At 33.6% G+C, this 20620-nt stretch carries 16 protein-coding genes; 12 read left to right on the top strand and 4 right to left on the bottom strand.

Annotated elements, in window-relative coordinates:
• Positions 1-21: 21 nt before the first annotated feature.
• From TL18_RS05650 to TL18_RS05615, 8 genes are all read left to right on the top strand, one after another.
• Positions 22-684, top strand: a complete 663-nt coding sequence (locus tag TL18_RS05650) for a hypothetical protein (protein WP_067042659.1) — start codon at positions 22-24, stop codon at positions 682-684.
• Positions 685-1218 carry a DUF367 family protein gene (locus tag TL18_RS05645; RefSeq protein ID WP_067042656.1) on the top strand — a complete coding sequence of 178 codons (534 nt, stop codon included), beginning with the start codon at positions 685-687 and terminating at the stop codon, positions 1216-1218.
• 184 nt (positions 1219-1402) lie between these two features.
• Complete coding sequence (locus tag TL18_RS05640; protein ID WP_067042653.1) at positions 1403-1549, top strand: 50S ribosomal protein L40e; 147 nt, start codon at positions 1403-1405, stop codon at positions 1547-1549.
• Between the two features lie 104 nt (positions 1550-1653).
• Positions 1654-2406 carry a geranylgeranylglyceryl/heptaprenylglyceryl phosphate synthase gene (locus tag TL18_RS05635; protein WP_067042650.1) on the top strand — a complete coding sequence of 251 codons (753 nt, stop codon included), beginning with the start codon at positions 1654-1656 and terminating at the stop codon, positions 2404-2406.
• Positions 2407-2470: 64 nt separating this feature from the next.
• On the top strand, positions 2471-3544 hold the full coding sequence (locus TL18_RS05630; protein ID WP_067042647.1) for a DNA double-strand break repair nuclease NurA: 1074 nt from the start codon (positions 2471-2473) through the stop codon (positions 3542-3544).
• Positions 3538-5040 (top strand): ATP-binding protein, encoded by a 1503-nt coding sequence (locus tag TL18_RS05625; RefSeq protein ID WP_067042644.1) that lies wholly within the window; start codon positions 3538-3540, stop codon positions 5038-5040. Before TL18_RS05630 ends, TL18_RS05625 begins: the two co-directional genes overlap by 7 nt.
• A 202-nt stretch (positions 5041-5242) precedes the next feature.
• Positions 5243-6484, top strand: a complete 1242-nt coding sequence (locus tag TL18_RS05620) for a DNA repair exonuclease (RefSeq protein WP_067042641.1) — start codon at positions 5243-5245, stop codon at positions 6482-6484.
• Between the two features lies 1 nt (position 6485).
• On the top strand, positions 6486-9233 hold the full coding sequence (locus TL18_RS05615) for an AAA family ATPase (protein ID WP_067042638.1): 2748 nt from the start codon (positions 6486-6488) through the stop codon (positions 9231-9233).
• 21 nt (positions 9234-9254) lie between these two features.
• Here TL18_RS05615 and TL18_RS05610 read toward each other — a convergent pair whose 3' ends face one another.
• Entirely contained in the window at positions 9255-9650 is a 396-nt protein-coding gene (locus TL18_RS05610) for a nuclease (protein WP_067042635.1), read from the bottom strand.
• Positions 9651-9770: 120 nt separating this feature from the next.
• Between TL18_RS05610 and TL18_RS05605 the strand changes: the two genes are divergently transcribed.
• The 3 genes from TL18_RS05605 (at position 9771) to TL18_RS05595 (ending at position 12990) form a co-directional block, all read left to right on the top strand.
• Positions 9771-11057, top strand: coding sequence for a Mur ligase family protein (locus TL18_RS05605; protein WP_067042633.1), 1287 nt, complete (start codon positions 9771-9773; stop codon positions 11055-11057).
• A gap of 64 nt (positions 11058-11121) precedes the next feature.
• Positions 11122-12312 carry a hypothetical protein gene (locus tag TL18_RS05600; RefSeq protein WP_067042629.1) on the top strand — a complete coding sequence of 397 codons (1191 nt, stop codon included), beginning with the start codon at positions 11122-11124 and terminating at the stop codon, positions 12310-12312.
• A 24-nt stretch (positions 12313-12336) separates the two neighbouring features.
• Positions 12337-12990: an NTP transferase domain-containing protein gene (locus TL18_RS05595; protein WP_067042626.1), complete on the top strand. Its 654-nt coding sequence runs from the start codon at positions 12337-12339 to the stop codon at positions 12988-12990.
• Here the strand turns inward: TL18_RS05595 and TL18_RS05590 are convergent.
• Genes TL18_RS05590 through TL18_RS05580 form a run of 3 tightly spaced genes read right to left on the bottom strand, consistent with a single transcriptional unit; the run spans position 12982 to position 17372 of the window.
• On the bottom strand, positions 12982-13656 hold the full coding sequence (locus TL18_RS05590) for a DUF169 domain-containing protein (protein ID WP_067042622.1): 675 nt from the start codon (positions 13654-13656) through the stop codon (positions 12982-12984). The two genes, TL18_RS05595 and TL18_RS05590, sit on opposite strands and share 9 nt — an antisense overlap.
• Before the next feature lie 24 nt (positions 13657-13680).
• Complete coding sequence (locus TL18_RS05585) at positions 13681-14916, bottom strand: PD-(D/E)XK nuclease family protein (RefSeq protein ID WP_067042619.1); 1236 nt, start codon at positions 14914-14916, stop codon at positions 13681-13683.
• Positions 14917-14927: 11 nt separating this feature from the next.
• Positions 14928-17372, bottom strand: coding sequence for a DEAD/DEAH box helicase (locus TL18_RS05580; protein WP_067042616.1), 2445 nt, complete (start codon positions 17370-17372; stop codon positions 14928-14930).
• Between the two features lie 379 nt (positions 17373-17751).
• Between TL18_RS05580 and TL18_RS05575 the strand changes: the two genes are divergently transcribed.
• Positions 17752-20616, top strand: a complete 2865-nt coding sequence (locus TL18_RS05575; protein ID WP_082706406.1) for a DEAD/DEAH box helicase — start codon at positions 17752-17754, stop codon at positions 20614-20616.
• Positions 20617-20620: the final 4 nt, after the last annotated feature.

Below are 20620 nucleotides of genomic sequence, written 5' to 3'. Positions count from 1 at the left end.
TAAAATTAAGGAGTTTTCTTAATGGAAAATAAAAATATTATATTGATAGCAGTTGCAATCATAGCCGTCATTGCAGTCGGCGTTATTTTTGCTACTGGAATATTGAATGGAGATAATTCAGTAACTACTCCATTCAAAACAGAGTTTATGGAAGGAACTTTCGCTGGAAATGTAACTCTTGCAAACGGCACTCAAAAATTCATGCATTCCTATGAAGATAAGCAGCATAATGTTGTTTATAACATTTCTACTGTCGATAATTCCTCCGCATTGATGGAAATCTATGAGCTTCAGGGTGTTACAAATCCGGATGTGAGAAACTTTAACGGAAATGATTGGAACATCTACTTTACCCAAGCAGCTCCAACATTGAATAACACTTCTGCAGTTTCAAATGAAACCATGAATATTATCATTGCAGAATGTCAAAAGGAAAAGCAGGGTTATTTGGTTTACATGATTATTGGAGATAAATCAGATATAAATACTACTTTAAATACTTACGGCGAAGGTTACATCAAGTATATGGAACCGTTGCTTAAAAGCATAACCTTAAAAGAAAGCAAGAATGTTCCGGCTATCAATGAAGAGTTTGGTCTTACAAAAGAACAATTCAACGAACAAATAAACTTGATTCGCCAATATAAGGCAGGAAACGTTTCAGCTTTAAGTGGAGCTCAATAAATGAAGATTACAGTTTTTCATGCAGATGAGTGCGATAGAAAAAAATGCACTTCCATTAAAATGGAAAAAATGGGCAAATGCAGGCTGGTTTACAACATCAACAAGATTCCCAGCGGCGCAATTGTTCTAAATCCATATGCTGAAAAGGCTGTATCCTATGAGGACTATAGGTATGTTCACAGAAGAGGAATCGTTGGTCTTGACTGTTCATGGAATGACGTTAACAAATCAAAGAAATTCTTCTCCTTGTCAAAATACCATAGATCCCTTCCATTTTTAATAGCCACAAATCCTGTTAATTATGGAAAACCTTGCATATTATCCACTGTTGAAGCAATTTCGGCTACATTATACATTACCCGTTTTAAGGATGAGGCCCGCCAACTTATGGACGGTTTTAAATGGGGGCATACATTTTTGGAATTGAATCATGACTTGTTGGAAAGTTATAGTGAAGCGGATACAAGTGCTGAAGTGGTGCAGATTCAGAATGAATTCCTGTCACAAAATGGCATTGATTCAGAGGAGGAATAGGGATATCCTATTTCAATTATTTTTTTATTAGTGGAATTTTCCTAGATTTAGGTCTATTTTACTAAACATTTAAATACTATTAAGTTAAAATAATTTATTAATAGTTATGAAAACTGAAATGTTGTTTTTAATTTCATAACACTTTATTATTATTAATTTTCATGATTACAAGGAGGAGTTATTAATGGCAAGATTCGAAGAAGCAGAAAACAGAATGTTCAATGTAAAAATCTGCTTAAAATGTAATGCTCGTAACCCTGCTGGTGCTACTACTTGCAGAAAATGCGGTTACAAAGGTTTAAGATACAAAGCTAAAGAACCAAGAGGATAGATTTATTCTCTTACTTACTATTTTTTTATTTTCACACTTTTTTTATATGCATCTATTTTTTAAAACAATTAATTTAATATATTATTTTCACTAAATCTTATTTTATGAAAGATGTTGAAAATTATATTAGGGATATTTTAAAAACTAGAAGCATTCATTTTACCTTAATTGATCCTGATGAGCAAACACCTGAAGAAGCATTGGATATAGCTACTCAAGCTATTGAAGGCGGAACTGACGGAATAATGATTGGAGGATCAACCATAAACGGTGAAGATTTGGATAATACCTGTAAAATTTTATCTGAAAATATTGCAGTACCTATTATTATTTTCCCTGGAAATACTAGTAGTGTAAGCACATATGCGGATGGAATTTTCTACATGAGCTACATTAATTCTACTAATCCATACTGGATTAACGGCGCACAAGCTCTCGCAGCACCATCAGTTAAGGCATCAGGCATTGAAATTTTACCAATGGCTTATATGGTAGCAGAACCTGGTGGAACTGTTGGTTGGGTTGGAGATGCAAAGTTAGTTCCAAGAAACAAGCCAAAAATCCCAGCAATTTATGCAATGTCTCATGAAATGTTCGGATTCAAATTCTTCTATATTGAAGCAGGTTCTGGTGCAGATCAACCTATTCCGCCAGAAATGATTGGTTACACAAGAAAAGCTGCTCAAAATATTATTTTAGTTGTCGGTGGTGGAATCCGTGATGCTAAAGCGGCTTACATTGCAGCTAAAGCTGGAGCGGACATTGTTGTAACAGGTACTGTTGTTGAAGAAGTTGATGATGTAAAAGCTAAAATTCAAGAATTAACCGGAGCTATCAAAAAAGCTTCAATGGAGTAGTTTTCAACTGCTCTCACCATTCTTTTTTTTATTATATCTTAACATAATTATTGAGTGTGATATTATGTTAAATTCATTATATGAAAAGGCCATCGCTAAAAGAGGATTTATCCAAGATTTAGATTCACAGACCAATATTGAATCTCAGCTTGAATTTAACTGGTTTAGTAGAGCAATTAACGAAAGTGCTGATGATTTCTCTATCGCTGCAGGTGACGGAAGCTTCAACAAAAAGAAGTTCTTGACAATTAACTTTTGTGCAGTTGGTGCGGAATCCATAATCTACGATGGCAAAATCAAAAAGATAGATGATTCGGATATTTTTGAGATATCTCACGTTTCTTTTTTAGATGAGCTTTTAGGAAACTATATGGCCATTTATGAACTTAAATGTGCTTTAAGGGCTATTAAGGATTATGATGTTGATTATTATATGTTAGATGGTTCTATTTTAGGAGATTTGCAAAATGCATTTCCAAGAGGTGCTAAACTACCTTCTAAATTAAGGGATAATTTGGATTCTTCATTATTGAATGAGTTTGAAAGAAGACTTGACTTGAAAAACTCTGGATTGGTATTTCCTGATTTGATTGACTCATTGAAGTTATTGGAAATGCCGAAAAATGAAAATTCAAATAAACAGGAGGAGACTAATCTGCATTTGGCGTCAATTGAAAAGATTATTCTTCTAAGGGAAATATTGAATTATAAAGAAAGGATAATTTCAATTTCAAAAACATCATCAGATAATGAATTGTTCGGATGGAATATTCCTGATATAGCATTTTTGGATAAGTTTACCAAAAAGCAAGGAATTTCAAGAATCAAATATAGGAAAGTTTTCGAAAAGGCGGCTTTTCCATATCATAAAGAGTTCTTTAAAGAGTTGACTTTCACGGTATTTTACATACGTCTGCAGGATAACAAAAATGTATTGAAGGTTGAATTGCCTTACAGAGCTTCAGAAAAGGAAGTTCTGGATATAGTTGAAAAAATAAATGTCCTATCAGTTCAAGGTTACCCTTATTTGCTCAATAAGGCTCACAATGATGTAGTTATCACTGATAGGAATATGAAGGAATTATTGAAGATAGCTAAGATTTATGAAACAACAAACAGGGAAGTGATGTCATGGTAGTAGGAATTTGCATTGGGGAAACCTCATTAACAGAAGTTACATTCATCTCAAATCAAATGCCTAAAGTTGGAGAATATGTTACTATGGAATATGACGGCAAACTAGTTTTGGGGATGATTGAAAACTTAATCCGTGGAAACGATGCTTTAAATGTGGATATCAATGATTTTAAAGCTATTCAAAAAATATCAAGAATAGGCGTTGAAGACAATTACATTCGCGGAAAGGTAAAGATTCTTGGAGATGTTAACGATGATTTAAAATTGCCAAGAACACCCGTAGTTCCGGGTACTGAGATTAAATTGGCTGATGCAAGTATTTTAAAGGAAATATTCAAAGTAAAACATCCAATTAAACTGGGTTCACTTGTAAATCAAAGTGATGTTGATGTTAATGTTGATGCTAACCCTATCCTGTCAAGACATCTTGCAATTTTGGCCATGACTGGTGCAGGTAAATCAAATACAGTATCCGTCTTAATAGATCAGTTATTGGGTTATAATATTCCTATATTCGTATTTGATATGCATGGGGAATATAAGGATGCCGAGTTTCCAAATGGGGATGTAAATGTAATCAAACCAAAAATCAACCCTAAATACATGAATTTCTATGAAATCAAAAAATTAGTCAATATTGGTGGAAACAGCTTTATTCAGGAAAGGCACTTTAGAAGAGCATTTAAACAGGCTAAAAAGATGATTAGTGATGGTGTTGCCCATACCAATAATTTTTTACAAATCATTTATGACATTTTGGAAATGGATTCCAGGGAGGAAGGTTCAGACAAGCAAATCGTAGACGTAATGAATAAGATTGATGATTCTATGGATAAGTATTCTAATCTGTTCGATAACAATGCTGGAAACATATTATCCAGTATTAAAAAAGCGCAGGCAAATGTATTGGACTTGAGTCAAGTGGATGAATCTGTAGCCAATGTGCTTGTAAGTCATATCTTGAGGAATTCACTTCAAAGAAGTAAAGATGCAGCTCACAATGGAGATAAGGATAAGCTGTTGGATAATTCCGTATTTTTCATTTTAGAAGAAGCGCATATTTTAGCCCCAAATAAAAGAGACTCCGATTCCAAAAGGTGGATTCAAAGAATTGCAAGAGAAGGGCGTAAATTTGGTTTGGGATTGTGTCTGGTAAGCCAATCTCCAAAAACAGTTGATCATGATGCATTGTCTCAAATGAATAACATGATTATTCTAAGGCTTGTCGAACCTGAAGACCAAAGGCATGTCCAATCAGCTAGTGAAAGTCTATCTCAGGATTTAATAAACCAGCTTCCTTCATTAAATGTTGGAGAAGCTATTGTTTTGGGTTTAATGACTAGAGTACCAACATTAGTTAAAATTGACAAGTTTAAAGGTCGCCGCCATGGTGATGATATGGATATAGTTTCCCATTTTATCCGTTCCATTGAAAAGGAGGAAGAAGAACTAAAAAAGGCCGAAAAAGATATTTTAGATATGGGCTATGATTATTAGTTCTTTTTTTATTATTCTTTTTACTCTTTTTTATTTTATTTTTTTTATAATGAATTTTTATATTTTTAAAACAATTTTTATTTGTTTTCAATTGCTCTCTTGGAAAAATATTAAATATACAATCAGATATAATATTATTCAATTAAATACTGTTATAAGTGTTTAAATTGGTTATATACAAAAAAATTAAAAAGGTAATATAATGAAATTTGCACATTTAGCAGATACTCATTTAGGTTATCGTCAATTTGGTTTAGTTGAACGTGAAAAAGACTTTTATGAAGTATTTGAAAAGGTTATAGATAGAATAATTGAAGAAAAAGTGGATTTTGTAATACATAGTGGAGATTTGTTTGAAACTGCAAGGCCATCTCCAAATGCACTTTTGGTATTCCAAAAAGGATTGTTAAGACTAAAAGGTGCAGGAATCCCTATGTATGCAATTGCAGGAAACCATGATATGGTAATGCGTAAAGGAGCAATTCCTCCACAAGTGATATTTAAAAAATTAGGTTTAAAGGTAATCAGCCCTATTAACACTAATTATACGCATGGTGATATTTTTATTGCGGGCCTCCCATATTTCCCATCATCACAAAGCAAAGTTTTAAAATCTAAGCTAATGGAATTATCTAAAAAGGCGGCACGCTATGACAAGTCTATTTTAGTATTGCACCAGGGAATTGACAAGTATTTCGGTTACCAATACGAGTTGGAAATTGGAGATATCCCAGATAACTTTAATTATTATGCGCTTGGACATATCCATAAATATGTCAATGATTCTTTTGGTGAAGGAAGGCTAGTTTATCCTGGATCAGGCGAAATTTGGAAAACAACTGAAATACCTGACTATAAGGAAAACGGAAAGGGTTTCGTTTTGGTCGACTTTGATGGTTCAAAACCACTGGTCAAACGAGTTAAAATAGATATTCCCCGAGAATTTATTAGGAGATCTCTTGATTACAATAACTTGGACAGCGGTATTGCAGGCATCAAAGAATTAATTAAAGACTTTGATAAACAACCTATTTTGGATTTGGAAATTCATAATGTGGAATCTGATACAAATATAGTTTATGAAATGATTAATGATGAGCTAAGCGATTTGGCATTGATGATTAGACCAAAATTTATCATGGCCGGAGAGGAAAGCATTGATGAAATTCTTAAGCAAAATGATTCTGTTGGTCCTAAAGAGTTAATCGTTGAACAATTGGAAGGTTATGGAAACAGTGATGTTAATCAGCTGGCTGTTGATTTGTATGATTTCCTCTCAAAGGATAAGATTGAGGAATCAAGAGACTTAATTAATCAATTTTATAACGATTATTATAGCAGCAATAATGATGATATAGAATTCAAAACAGAAGAAATTGAGAGAGATGAAACACCTCAAGAGGAATCAGAGGATGTTCAAACAACATTAAATGAGGGGTTTTAAAATGATTTTCACTAAATTAAAGTTAATTAATTTCAAATCTCATGAAAACACAATCATTAAATTCGATAAGGGGATTAGTGTAATTGTTGGTGAAAATGGTGCTGGTAAGTCCACAATTTTAGAGGGCATTAGTTTTGCCTTATTTAAACAGCATACAGGAAAGAAAATCGATGATTTGGTTAGGAATAATGCACAATCAATGTTGGTTGAATTGGGATTTACTTCCAATGGCAGGCAATATAAGATTATCCGTGAGAAAAAATCTAATTTAACATCATCAATATATAAGAAAACTTCAGCTGATGGAGATTATGTTCATATCTGCAGCGGAGATAAAGAAGTGGCTAATGAAATTCGCCAGATTTTAGACATTGACTCTGATTTGTTCTTAAATGCAATTTACATAAGGCAAGGCGAAATATCAGAGTTGGTTGATAAGACTCCTGCTGAAAAGAAAAAGCTAATCGGCAAATTATTGGGTATAGATTCACTTGAAAAAGCTTGGAATAATTTATTGCCATTGATTACTGATTATGAAAATGAACTCTCAGAACTTAAGGGTAAATTGTATAATTCTGATGAATTGAAGGAAAATCTTGAAAAGAAAAAAGATGAATTGAATTCCTTAAAAGAAAGAGGTCATGAATTAGAAAAGAATATTGAAGAAGTCAATGAGTTGCGCGATGAAATTTCTGAAAGCAAACGTAATATGGAACGTGAAAAGGAGATTTATGAAGCCCAATCAAATAATTTGATTTCTGAAGAAAAAACTTTATCTAAATTGGAAAATGACAAACGTACAGTTCAAGATGATTTAGATAAGATCAACAATGCTGAAGAAGAAATCGAAAGATTGGAGAAATATGTATCTAAACTGGATACTTATCTTGACTTTGAAAAATCCGTAACAAGCATTCAAAACTTGAAAGAAAAAGAAAAAGAAATCAATGAAAAGATAGATTCTATTAATCGTCAAAAAGAAATCATTGCTGATAATAAAGAGAATTATAACAAATTTTTGGTTTCCGATGAGGAAATTTCTAAATTGGACGAGCAAAAGCTGTCACTCGAAAAAGAATTGGCAACAATGGCTAAACTTGAAAAAGATAAAAAGGATTTCTTAAAACAAATTGAAGATGAAAGAAACGATATTGATAACTTCTTTTCAAGAGCTAAAGAAAAATTGCATGATAATGGTTTAGATCAGGATATTGTCGCCGGAATTGATAATTTTACCCAGATTGAAAATGCAACTAATGATTTCCTTGATGAAACTTCTACAAAAATCAAAGATTTAGGTAAAGACATCATATCTAAGAATGAGGATATTGTAGTATTCAAACAAAATATCAAGGCTTGTGAAAGACCATTAGAGGAATTGGGTGAAATTGATAACAAATGTCCGGTATGTCAATCAGACATTGATGAAAATAAGAAAAAAGAGTTAGTGGACCAATATTCTAATGACATTGAAACAAATAAACGATTAATATCTGAAAATGAGGAAGCTGTACGTTTACTCACTAAAAATAAAGAAAGCTTTGAAGAAAAATATGATATTCTGCTTGACTTGTCAAAGAACATCATTGAATATAAACAAAAATTCAATCATCTGCAAAGCGAAATATACAAATTGAATGAAATTGATGAAAAACTTGAGTCTAAAGAATATATTAGCAACAAATTAGGCGAAATCATACTTTTAATCGCTAATAAAAAATCTGAACGAGAGTCATGTCAAGAATCTTATGACTTATATAATCAAGCACAGGGAGCTTTGGAAGTTTTGGGTAGTGTAACCGAGCTTCAATATCAATTAAATCAAATCAACAATGAAATTGATAATCATGTATCCAGCATTAAATGGGTCATTGAACAGGATCCTCACTTGAGCGGTGATATTAGTGAAGAAGAGCTTCAAGATCGTATAAATGATTTGAAACAGAAAAATGAGGAATTTAACCAACTCAAGGGTTTTGTTAAAAATAAACAATCTTATTTAACTCAATTGGATTCAATTAAAGAGGATATTGGAATGTCTATCAATCAGATTGACATTATCAAAAATAAGATTAATGCATCTGTTTATGATGAGGAAAAATACGAGCAGATAATCTATCGTTCCGATATGTATGAAAGAAGGTATAATACATTTAATAATGAACTTTCTGAAATTAAGGGTAGGGCTCGTGAAACAATTGTATATGTTAAAGACTTGACTGAAAAAATAGAAAAGGCAGATAAGTTCCAACAAGAATACAATGATGTTTCCGATTACATCAACCTATTGAACCATATTAGAAGTTTATATAGTAAAAATGGTATTCAAAAAGATTTGAGAAATATTTCAAGACCATTAATCCAGAAATATACTAAGGAATTCTTCAACGAATTTAATTTCAACTATTCTGATTTGACTCTTGATGAGGAATATGACGTGACCGTTTATGGTCCTGAAGGAAAATCATCTATGAGCATGGTTAGTGGCGGTGAAAAAATAGCTATCGCATTGGCTTTAAGGTTGGGTATTACTCAAGCCATGTCCAATGGCGAATTGGATACTATTTTGTTGGATGAGCCTACAATTCATTTGGATAACTCTAGAAAACATGAATTGATTAACTTATTAAAGGAAATGTCTCTATTGCCACAAATGATTATCGTAACTCATGAGGCTCAGCTTGAAAATGCTGCCGATAATCTAATAAAAGTAGAAAAAGTTAATGGAATTTCAAATGTAATAGTTTAATTTACATTTAATTCCTTTTTTTTATATTACATCAATTGAATCTTTGATAGAATCAATTATGCAGTTGGCATTCCATCCGACAATGGTTGCGGCCTTTTCTTCCAATATTTCAGGCACTTCTTCAACGCCGTATGGCCTTACCAAAACAATTGGTATGTTATATTTCTCAGCTGCCTCTAAAAGATCATGGAAGGTATCTTTATTATCTTTGTAAAGACCGGATAATAGGATAATTCTATCTACCTTTTTGTAGAATTCTTCGCCGGCTGTTGAATAAGAAGATGAAATGGATTCTTTCCATAAAAAATCAGTTTTTGAGTAAACCTTTTCAACAAATTGTCTGTATTCTCCTTTCAGGTCAGTGCCGTTACTTATGATTAAATTATAAATTTTGTCATCTCTTTCATCTTCAAACATTTAATCACCTTGCTTTTATATAATAGTAATTAGAATATATAATTTTTTGTGTTACAAAATATTTATTAATTTTAAAATATTAAGTATTTATATAAATTATTTTTTAAGGAATTATTTTTTATGAAAGCAGCAGTTATTGGATTAGGTGTAGAAGGAAAAAAAGCATTAAACTCTCTTATAAACCATGGATGGGAGATTTATGCTACTGATTTAAATATTAACGTTGATTTATCTGGCTTGAATTTACCAATGTTGTCTATGAATATGATTGATGAAAATCAGACAGTTTCAATTGTGGGTGACGGTATAACTGTGGATTTGGGTTTTACAAACCCTTACGCCATTGAACAGTGTGATGCAATAGCCATTAGCCCCAGCATGTTTGGCGGGTCATTTGCAACAAAATTATTGGAAAACGGTTTTCTTTTAAGTGATGTTTTAGATAAACATAAAGATATTTTCACAATTGGAATAACAGGAACAAACGGCAAGACCACTACTGTCCACATGTTAAGGGAAATCTTGGAAAGCGCCGGCAAAAAGGTATTAGTTGGCGGAAACGGTGGGGGAGGATTTTCAGGCTATTATGATTTAATCCTTGAAGCCAATGAAGGAGAATATGACATATTATTGGTTGAAGTATGCGATATGACCCTTGATTTTTGCAGATACTGCTTTGATTTTGACATGATTGGGCTTACAAACATCGGCAATGACCATATGGATGTTCACAAAACCATTGCAAACTATAAAGATTCCTTAGTAAGATTTTTCTCAAATAAAGAGATATTTACTGCATTCAATCAAGATTTCAATGCTGATTTCAAAGAATCCGCTTCAAAAACAATTCCTTATTTTGAATATCAAGATGAATTAAAATTATTCGGTAAATTCAATTTGCTCAATGCGGGCTTGGCAACTGCCATCGCAAGAGAATTAAAGATTCCTAAGGATATTATCAGGTCAACACTTGCCGAATTTAATGCTGTTGAAGGCAGATTAAACGTTTATAAAATCAATAATGCATCAGTTTATGTTGGAAAAACTGATAATTCGGACGCATTAGCTTCTGTATTGACTGAAAAGGATTTTTATGCAATATTTCTTGGAACCCCTCGTCGCAATGAGGTGCATCGTTTAGATATTTTGGATGTTGCCGTCAAATATAATCCTGAAGTCATTGTATTGTTCCCAGGTTTGGATGATACATTGGATATTGCAATTTATAGGCTAAATTCCTTGGGTTATATGGGAAATATCATTACTGTCAACACTCTTGATGAAATTATTGAGTTGGTTGCAGAGTATTCGCATGAAGATGCAATATTAATAGGCGGTAATGGTCAAGATACAATTATAGATATTCAAGAAAGAATTAAATTAATCTCTGAGAAATTGTCTAGATAGATAATAATATTTTTATATAATGTTTAATTAATATATTAATAATATAATTACTTAGGTGTATTTAATGACTCGCAGTTGGAGAAAACTTTCAATAACAATATTCATTGCATTAATTTTTTTATGCATTCTATTCATGGTATTTGGTGCTGTAAATAGTACTCCATTAACAGCTCAATCAGTTGTTGATGAATATCAGCTACCAATTGGTCAATCAATGTTTGAAAATGATTCGATTTTAGGAACAAGAGATCCTATTGAGCTTCCGTTTTTAGCTAGTCCGGGATCTATAATTCATCAAATATTAGCTCTTGATTTACAGGGCATTCTGATGTCTTTATCGACAGGTTTTGTCCCAATGGACTTTTCATCTATTTCCGGTTCGGGTATAGATTCCTATGGGCATGTGGCTAATGTTGAAGGGCCAGGATTTTTAACTTTCGAAGGCGATAAATTGGCCGTAAAAGCACCTGATAATTATGTATGGGGATATAGTGATACCTACAAATATCTAAATAAAACTGAAACCGGTGTTGATATTGTAGAAAATGGAACTGTTATTAAATCAGTTCCAGAATCTGAAATTAAGAATTTAAATTTCTCCAGTCAATATTTTGACAATGAGACAATCAGAAGCTGGTATAATTATGATGCTTCTGTTGGGTCAATTTTTACACTTGAAAAAGGAATGTCCGATTTTTCTGATGGAAGAAACGACATCAGTTCAGCTGATGTGCCAAAAATATTCGGTCAGGATGTAGTGGATTATGCTGCTGAGTATCCAACTGGTTCTCCTATATTGTTATATTCCGGTAATTATACTGAACAACCTGGTGAAGTTTATGGTACCTCATTAGGTTCCCACCCTGAATACGGAGATGGAACCCGGGAAATAAATGCAAGACAGTTTGTCGAAGCATGGAACGGAACAGTTATCCCACCTAACTCCACTAGTAGTGGTAAAGATTATGTATACTTTGAATCTGCAAATGATGCACAAGCACCTGGTGGAAGTGCAGCACACGGTGTATGTCCTCCTGCAAGAGCTTTAAGGGCTGCAGTCACTGCTGAAGGATTTGATTTACCTGTAGGTATGTGCTGGGATGAAGATGCAGTATTGTTCGGATACAATCCGGCACAAGGTATTTTAGTATATAATAACCACGATTACCCAGTCAAATTAAATATGTGGGTTGAAGGTGAAGGTACTGGTATGGGTATCTATGCACAAATTATAAGATATATTCCAAATGAGTGAATATATCATTCTTTTACTTTTTTTATGTCAATCTCAACTATCATTACAGCCGCTGGAAAGAACTCCAGAATGAGAAGAGATCAGATTTCTCGAAACATCGAATTAAAAAATAAACTTATTTTGCCCTTTAAAAATAAGACGGTTATAGAGACAACAATTGATAATGCATTATCTGCAAATGTAGATGATTGTATTGTGGTACTTGGCCATTATTCTAGTGAGATTAAAGAAGCAATTTTTGATAATTATAAAGACTCTGTAAAATTCATAGAAAATAATCCTGTTGATGTAGGTTTATCAGTATCTCTTTTCAATGGATTGTCAAATACCGATTCTGAATTTGCATTATGCATAACTGCCGACCAACCGACAGTATCAACAGAAACATTCAATAGGATGATTGAAGTTAGTCAGAATTCACAAGACCCTTACAGGACAATATCAATTTTAAGAAGAAGAAAAACAGGTCTTTTAGACACTGCTGAAGGATTGGGGATGCCTTTCGTTGCACCGCGTGAAAATTTAATGAAATATTTGGAAAATGAGGATGATAACCTTAATCCGATTTTAAGGAAAATATTTGCGGACGGCTATATGTTTTATGGAATAAAAGAAAAAAATGAAGAAGAATTAATTAATATTAATCATTATGATGATTATTTAAAGCTTTTAGATTGATTCTAAACCTGAAATAACCTCTTCGATTTTAGCTTTACTAATACCAACGGTCATTTCATTGTCTTTAATATCAGCCGCTTTTCTGGAACCATCACAACCTAAAGTGAAATTAACTCCTTCGCTTAGGTATGGATTTGCAAATGCGTCTCCACATAGTGATTGGATACCTGCAAATGATGGGTTGATCTTTTCACCAGTTTTGTAAACGATACTTTGAGCAAGTTTCATTCCGCCAACTGGTTCAGTTATGACTTGGATAACGTCTGCTTCAAAATCAGCTTCATCCAATGGAGCATATATGATTCCCCAACTGATGTCTTTGATAATTGAAAGTTTGCTGGTTAAATTTTTAGCGGTTTCTAAATCTTGGAATCTGCCTAATGAGAAATATTTTTCTCCATTAGCTAATTTTTCAGGCATATCTCTAAGTCCTATAGCACCTGCTCCTCCCAAACACATTTGTTGGTCAATAGTTGAATAGAATGTATCTCCTAAAGAAGCTTTTCTAACCATTTCACAGTGTCTGATTTTTTCGTCGATTAAATCGATGCCATCAGGCAAGTCATCTTCAGTTTTAATTAATTTCATTGCAACAGGTTTTGCATCGAGCTTAATTTTACTTTCGATAACTTCACAATATTTTTTATTTGTTTCTAAATTAGTCATACAATCGCCTAATATTATATTGTTTTAAGGAATTTTAAAGTCTTTTGTTTTAACACTGTTATTTTTACAGAATGTCTTAAAATCGCATGCACTGCAAGTTCTTTCATCGGAATCTGCTTTCCAGGAGTCCTGTATTTTACACCCGTTCATTTCTTTAATCAATGAATTCTCAATATTGGCCACAACGCTGTCGAACTTTAAAAGAGCATTATCCTGTTCTTTTTCATCAACATTGATTATCCTGATGGATCTCTCAATTTTAAAGTCATTGCTTAATTCAGGGGCTTTGTCTTCTTCCTGCCATTTTTCAATTAGTCTAACATCATTTTCATATTCATATCCAACATCAGTTAAATTGTTGTTCAATTCGTCTTTAATCAAGACCAAATCCTCTTTTGATGGAACCAATTCATTTAAATAGAAAATAATTCCGGCAACTATTGGCTTTGCATCCTCTTGTTTTGACCTAAGCCATGAATATGTTAGTATCTGCTGTTTATGAGTCTCCCATTTGTCTTCAGCTTTGGAGTCAATCATTTTTAAAGGAGGCCTTTTCATTCCCTTATAGTCGATAATTATTTCATAGTCATCTCCATCGCTGAATTTTGAAATTCTTTTTTGAAAATCAGAATCCTTTTTAAGGAATTCAATTATTTTATTGTTAAAATTATCCAAAGTGCTTTGTTCTAAGCTTTTATTAATTTTCATAGAGGTTAATACATCAACAACTCCATTAATACCATAATAATTGGATCTGCTTGTATGCTCGTTGTAATCGGGCATTTTACGAATGCCTTTGATTAAAAGCTCTGAAGAGTCAATTAATGGGAATAAATGTTTTCCCCAAATGTTTATGGCCCTTTCAGCTCTGGCACTGGCCAATTTCTGGTGGTCATGCTCATTCAAATCGTCAATTGTCAAATCCTTGTCCGGCTGATTCAATATGCTGAAAAACAAATCTTCATCGTGAGGATAAAGTCCTCTGACCTGCAATCTCAAGTCTATTAGCTCTTCAATCGGTCTGATATCTCTTTTCCAGTCCCATGGGAATTGTGTCTGTTCCTGTTTCCATTGTATGTATGCTTCTTCAAGCACTCCGTGAATAAATTCTCCGAACCATCTCTGGACAGGTTTTGAAGGAGGCAATGTTCCCTTATTCTGATATCTGTACTGCAAATTGCATGTTAAAAATGACAATAGGTCTCCGGTTAGGCTATATTCCGGAATCATGTATGATTTAGATCTTGACGGTAACTTCATAATCAAACCTCCTATATAAGATAAATCTCATTAAATCCAACATATTCTTCATCCCTGCTCCATCCAAGAGCGACATTCGGTATATCATAATGATTGTTTTTATTGGTATAACCTTCAATAGCTGAGTTAAGGCCAACCAATAACAAAACACTTTCAGCTCTTGAAAATGCAACAAAATACAGTCTTGTTAAGTCATCAAAAGATCTGTCCTTTTCACTTCTGTCATTTTTACCAATTGAGCTGTATTGTCTTATAGTGTCTTCAATGGTAGCTTCATCCTTGAGGGTTTTAGGAAATCTCAATCTTTGAGTCTTGATATTATTGGTTTTAAACCTGGAGCCTACATCAACAACGACCAATGGGAACTCCAATCCCTTGGATTGGTGGATTGATAAAACATTCACCCTATCATCAGGCAGAGTTTCAAGCAGTGATTCATCAATGCTGACTCCTCCGGTTGATAATGGGATGAAAATATTCCAGATGGCCTCAAGCACGGAATCTCTTTCCTGTTTCGGACTTCTAAATGAGATATTTGAATGGTAATCATTGAAAAATCCGGTTTGAGTAATTGATTTGGTAATTGCCTCCAGATATACGATTCCTTCAACATCATCCTGCAATTCTTCAATCCAAGTTGTTATTTTATATGCAAGTTCCATAAGACTCGCTGATTTTGGCCATTCATCATATCCCCTTGGCCTTCTAATCTGCCATGATGTAACGAATTGTGATAATGTAATAGGTTCTCTTGGCTCAGGATTTAGTTTTATATATTCTTGGGCTTTCACTCTCCAGCGTCTCATGTTTCTCTTGGCCAGGTTTGGAATTGTCTTATCTGAATTTTGGAAGCTGGATTCGGGGTCTATGCATTCTAGAATTAAACCGCAGAACACTCCTACAACATCAATGTCTTGAAGGTCAATTCCTCTTGGATTGAACATTTCAATTGGATTATTAAATCGTTTGAGATTTCTTCTTAAAAAGTATAAGAATGAACGCTTTCCGTATTGGAGCTCTTTTGGTGAGTATGAAAGGATTGCAATATCTGAAGCGGAACCGTAGTCGCTATCCAATTTGAGTGTTATCTTCTTGACTTCTTTTCCTTCTCTTATTTTTTGACTTTTTATTTGCTGCAATCTTGCAATGCTGATTTCGCCATTCACTTTTTCATAATATTCCTTGTCCAGAACTTCTAAAACTTTTAATTGGCATTCTCCTTTATTCACCAATTTATTTATTAATTTAGCCAAATCCACTGCAAGCATTTCAGGGTTATTCCTGAACATTCCTAAAATAGGCATTTTATCCTTTTCAAAATCAGGAGCAATAATTTTTGGCTTGTTTTCCACTCTTGCGTTTTGATATTCCTTGTCAAGTTCTGCAAACTGATTGCAGTGTTCAATAATGTTTTCTGTTGAACGGTAGTTTGTTCTTAAGTTGATTTCTTCAACATCAATGCCTAACCTTTCTTTGATACGTTTTTGATAATTTGTAAACAGATCTACTGTCGCTCCCCTAAACCGGTAAAGGGACTGGTCATCGTCACCTACAACGGTTATGTTTCCATCATTTTCAAGCGCTGATTTTGCTATTGTAAAGTAGATGTCCTCCTGAATCAGATTGGTATCCTGATATTCATCAATCAATACAATCTTTATTTCATCCATAAAGGTTTTTAAATCGCCGTTTTTTAGTTTTTTGAGGAACTTTGATTCAAGCATTGCAAAATCAATTGTATTTCTATTTTTAAGGGTTGTTTCATATTCTTTTATGCATTCAAGTGCAAGGCGAGCGCCGCTTCCCTTCTGTGTTTTTTCATACAATTCATTGAAGTCTACTTGGTCATAATAGATTCTATTTTTAATTTCAATGAGAATTTCGCTTAGTTTAGAGGGTTCTTCAATTTTTTCCTTTCCGCTTAGTTCCTTCAGGTATTCAACCAGCTCCTTGTTAAGGTATTTTTCACCATCAATAAGGATTTTTATCATTGCAGAGTTTGCAACAAACTCTTCAATAACAATTGCCTGATTTTCCCCAGGTTTTTTATAGTCTCTAAGTAATTCTTCGGCTATGCTGTCTGTTGTACCGATGTTTATCTGGTTAAAATCAATCCTATCTATTTTTAGGATATTTTCAAAGTTATCATCATCCATGTTATCTATTAGATAATTTTTAATCTCATCTCCCCAACCGAGTATTCTGGAGTATAGTTCATCGGCAGCTTTTCTTGTAAATGTTGTGGCCAATATCTCATTAGGATTAACGTCATCGACAAAAATGTATTTGAGTATTTTAAGAACCATTACTGTTGTTTTTCCAGATCCTGGACCGGCTACAATGAAAAGGGATTTGTTGGGTGGTGATAATATTGCTTTTTTCTGGTCCTGATTTGAAGAGATGTCTCTTTTTAATATATTCACGACAACATCTTCAAATTCCTCATATGAAATCATTTTTTCCCTCTAAATTTAATATATTTTAATTTTTATTAATATGTTATTAATAAATTAATTGAGAGAGCATTTGAAAGGTACTAAAGGTTTCAAAGAATTGCTCCATTTTCAACTATTCATTCTTGATTTAAAAAAATCAAGGTATTTTTGTATTATGGGTGTAAAATGAATTTGAATGAATGTAATTTTGCCATTGAACAAGTTATATATATTTTAAGCGTCAAATTTCTTTTTATGGAAGAAATTAATTTTCTTCCGTAATATGCATAAATAAGTTAGAGACAATTTTGTTTCTAACTTACTCTTTTTGAAATACACGAATAGTTTAAATATTATTTCAACTTAAATATAATTATTGATTTTTATTTTAGCTGATATTATGTCTGAGGTTAACAATATTGACATGTTTAAAAATGATGTGAGATATAGGGAAAATATCGCTCATATTGAAACAATACCAGCTAAAAAAGCTAGTTTTAAAAAGGTCGATAATTTAGATGATAAAATAATCAGCTATCTTGATTCAAAAGATGCAAAGCTTTATAAACATCAGGCAGATGCATATGAAGCCATTAAAAACGATGAAAACGTTATTATAACAACTCCAACAGCATCAGGCAAAACGTTGGCATTTAATTTGCCGATTATGGAGACCATGATAGGGGATGAAAAGGCAACTGCCCTTTACATTTATCCTGCAAAGGCCCTGTCCAATGACCAGTTGCACGTTTTGGAAGATCTGGAAAGGGAATTGGACATTAAAATCAATCCCCGCACATATGATGGGGACACGCCAAGAAATGAAAAGAAGGGTATCCGTGAAAAATCAAGGATTGTCTTAACAAATCCATACCAGCTGCACCTAATTTTATCATGGCACCACCAATGGTCAAGATTTTACAAGAATCTTAGATACATAGTAATTGATGAGGCACATTACTATAAGGGTGTTTTCGGATCAAACGTTGCATTTTTAATCAAAAGGTTAAAGAGGATAGCTAACTTTTACGGTTCATATCCACAGTTTATCCTGTCTTCGGCAACTTTGGCTAATCCGTTGGAATTGGCGAATAGATTGACAGGTGAAGAGTTTTTATTAATTGATGAGGACACATCACCAAGCGGTGAAAAGGACTTTATTTTATATAATCCATTTAAAAATTATGTAAGAAACAAGGTTTATACCCAAAATACTCCATCGGTTCACATGGAAACAGAAAACATATTCATGTACTTGATGCTGAAAAACATCCAAACATTGTGTTTTACCGTTTCAAGAAAAACCACAGAACTCATTGCCATGTGGGCTAAAAAGGACATGACTCAAGTGAAGGGTAAACTGGCCCATAGAATAGCCGCATATAGGGCAGGCTATCAGGCTCAGGAAAGGCGTGAAATAGAAGAAGGCCTTAAAAGCGGAAAATATTTGGGAGTTACATGTACAAACGCACTGGAACTTGGAATAAATATAGGCTCACTTGATGCAGTTATCATTTCAGGTTATCCCGGAACAATGATTTCAACTTGGCAACAGTCAGGAAGAGCTGGAAGAAGCAATCAAAAATCAATTGCTATTCTAATCGCTTTTGAAAACCAGTTAGATCAGTATTTCATGAACAATCCTAAGTTTTTCTTTGATAAGCCACATGAAAATGCAATCATTGACTTGTCCAATCCAATCCTGCAGGAAGCTCACCTGTTGTGTGCTGCTAAAGAATTGCCTATAAAAATAGGGGAATGCGAAAAATATTTCGGCATCGATGAGGAAATATTGGATGATTTGGTTTCTAAAAAATACCTTCATGAAAACCACAGGGGAGACTATATGTATCCCTATGATGATAATCCTGCAATGGACCATTCACTTGACCAGATTTCCTCTGAAGAATTCAAAGTAATGAATAATGGAAGGCTTTTGGAGACAATGGAACGTTCCCAGGTTTATAGGGAAGCGCATGAAGGAGCCATTCTAATTAATAAGGGAGACACATATGTTGTCAATAGCATTAATTTGGCCAGGGGTTATGTGAACGTTTCACAGCAAACCGTGGATTACCATACTATGGTTTTGAACAAAACCGAGATTAACATTAGAAAGAAATTGTCCAAAACCAAATATGGAAAACTAACAATCAACTTCGGTGAGCTAACCGTAAGCGAAGATTACTTCAAATATAAGAAAATGCACTTTTCAAAACCTATTGGAACATATCCTCTGGATTTACCTCCTTTAAAGTTTAATACAAAAGGGTTATGGTTTACAATTCCAAAAAGAGTAAAGGATACTTTGGATGACATGTTTCCAAATGAAGAAGAGGTATTCCAAGGGGGGCTTCATGGAGCAGAACATGCACTTATCGGTCTATTCCCGCTCCATACAATGTGTGACAGGTTTGACATAGGTGGATTATCAACCAACTACCATGAGGATACGCAGGAAGCAACAATCTTTATTTATGATGGTTATGAAGGAGGAATAGGCATCTGTGAAAAGGCGGTTGATGTTTTTGTTGATCTTTTAAATTCTACAATTGATTTATTGAACAATTGCTCTTGCCAAAGCGGATGTCCATCATGCATTTACTCTCCGAAATGCGGAAATGATAATAAACCGCTTCACAAAAATGCCACAAAGTATATTCTTGAATATATGAAAAAACTGATTTCCAAAGATGTTGAAGGCGAAAAGGAAGAGGTCATCGTTGAAGAGATAGTTGAAAAATCAAGCGAAATGGATGAAGCATATGAATTATATGAAAAGCAGGATTATTCAGCTTCAAAAGATATCCTGAACAATATTTTATCTAATGATAAGCATAATGTTGATGCGCTAGTCCTGATGGCACAAATATTATTTGACCAAGACCAAAGGGATATTTCTTTGCTGTTTACAAGAAAGGCATTGGCTATTGATAAGGCAAATGAAAAGGCCAATGAACTGGAAGTTTTGCTGACGGATAGGTCTTCAAAAAAAGAGGAAATAGTTTTGGATTCTATGGATGATGTCGATACGTTGTATGAAGAGGCATATGATTTATACGAACAGGGCGATTTGGATACCTCGGCCGAAATTCTTGAAAAGATAATAGGTTTCGACGATAGAAATCCAGAAGTGCTTGCCTTAATGGGGCTGATTTATTATCATTCTGGAATATTTCCGAAGGCGGTAGAATATTACAGAAAAGCCAGTAAAATAAATAAAGATGGTGAAATGGTCAACGAATTGAAGATAAGGATTTCTTAAGGAG

The organism is Methanobrevibacter sp. YE315, from assembly GCF_001548675.1.
In the GTDB taxonomy this organism is placed as follows: domain Archaea; phylum Methanobacteriota; class Methanobacteria; order Methanobacteriales; family Methanobacteriaceae; genus Methanocatella.
The sequence above is the reverse complement of the archived record's forward strand: the minus strand, read 5'-3'. Positions and strand labels throughout refer to the sequence as shown.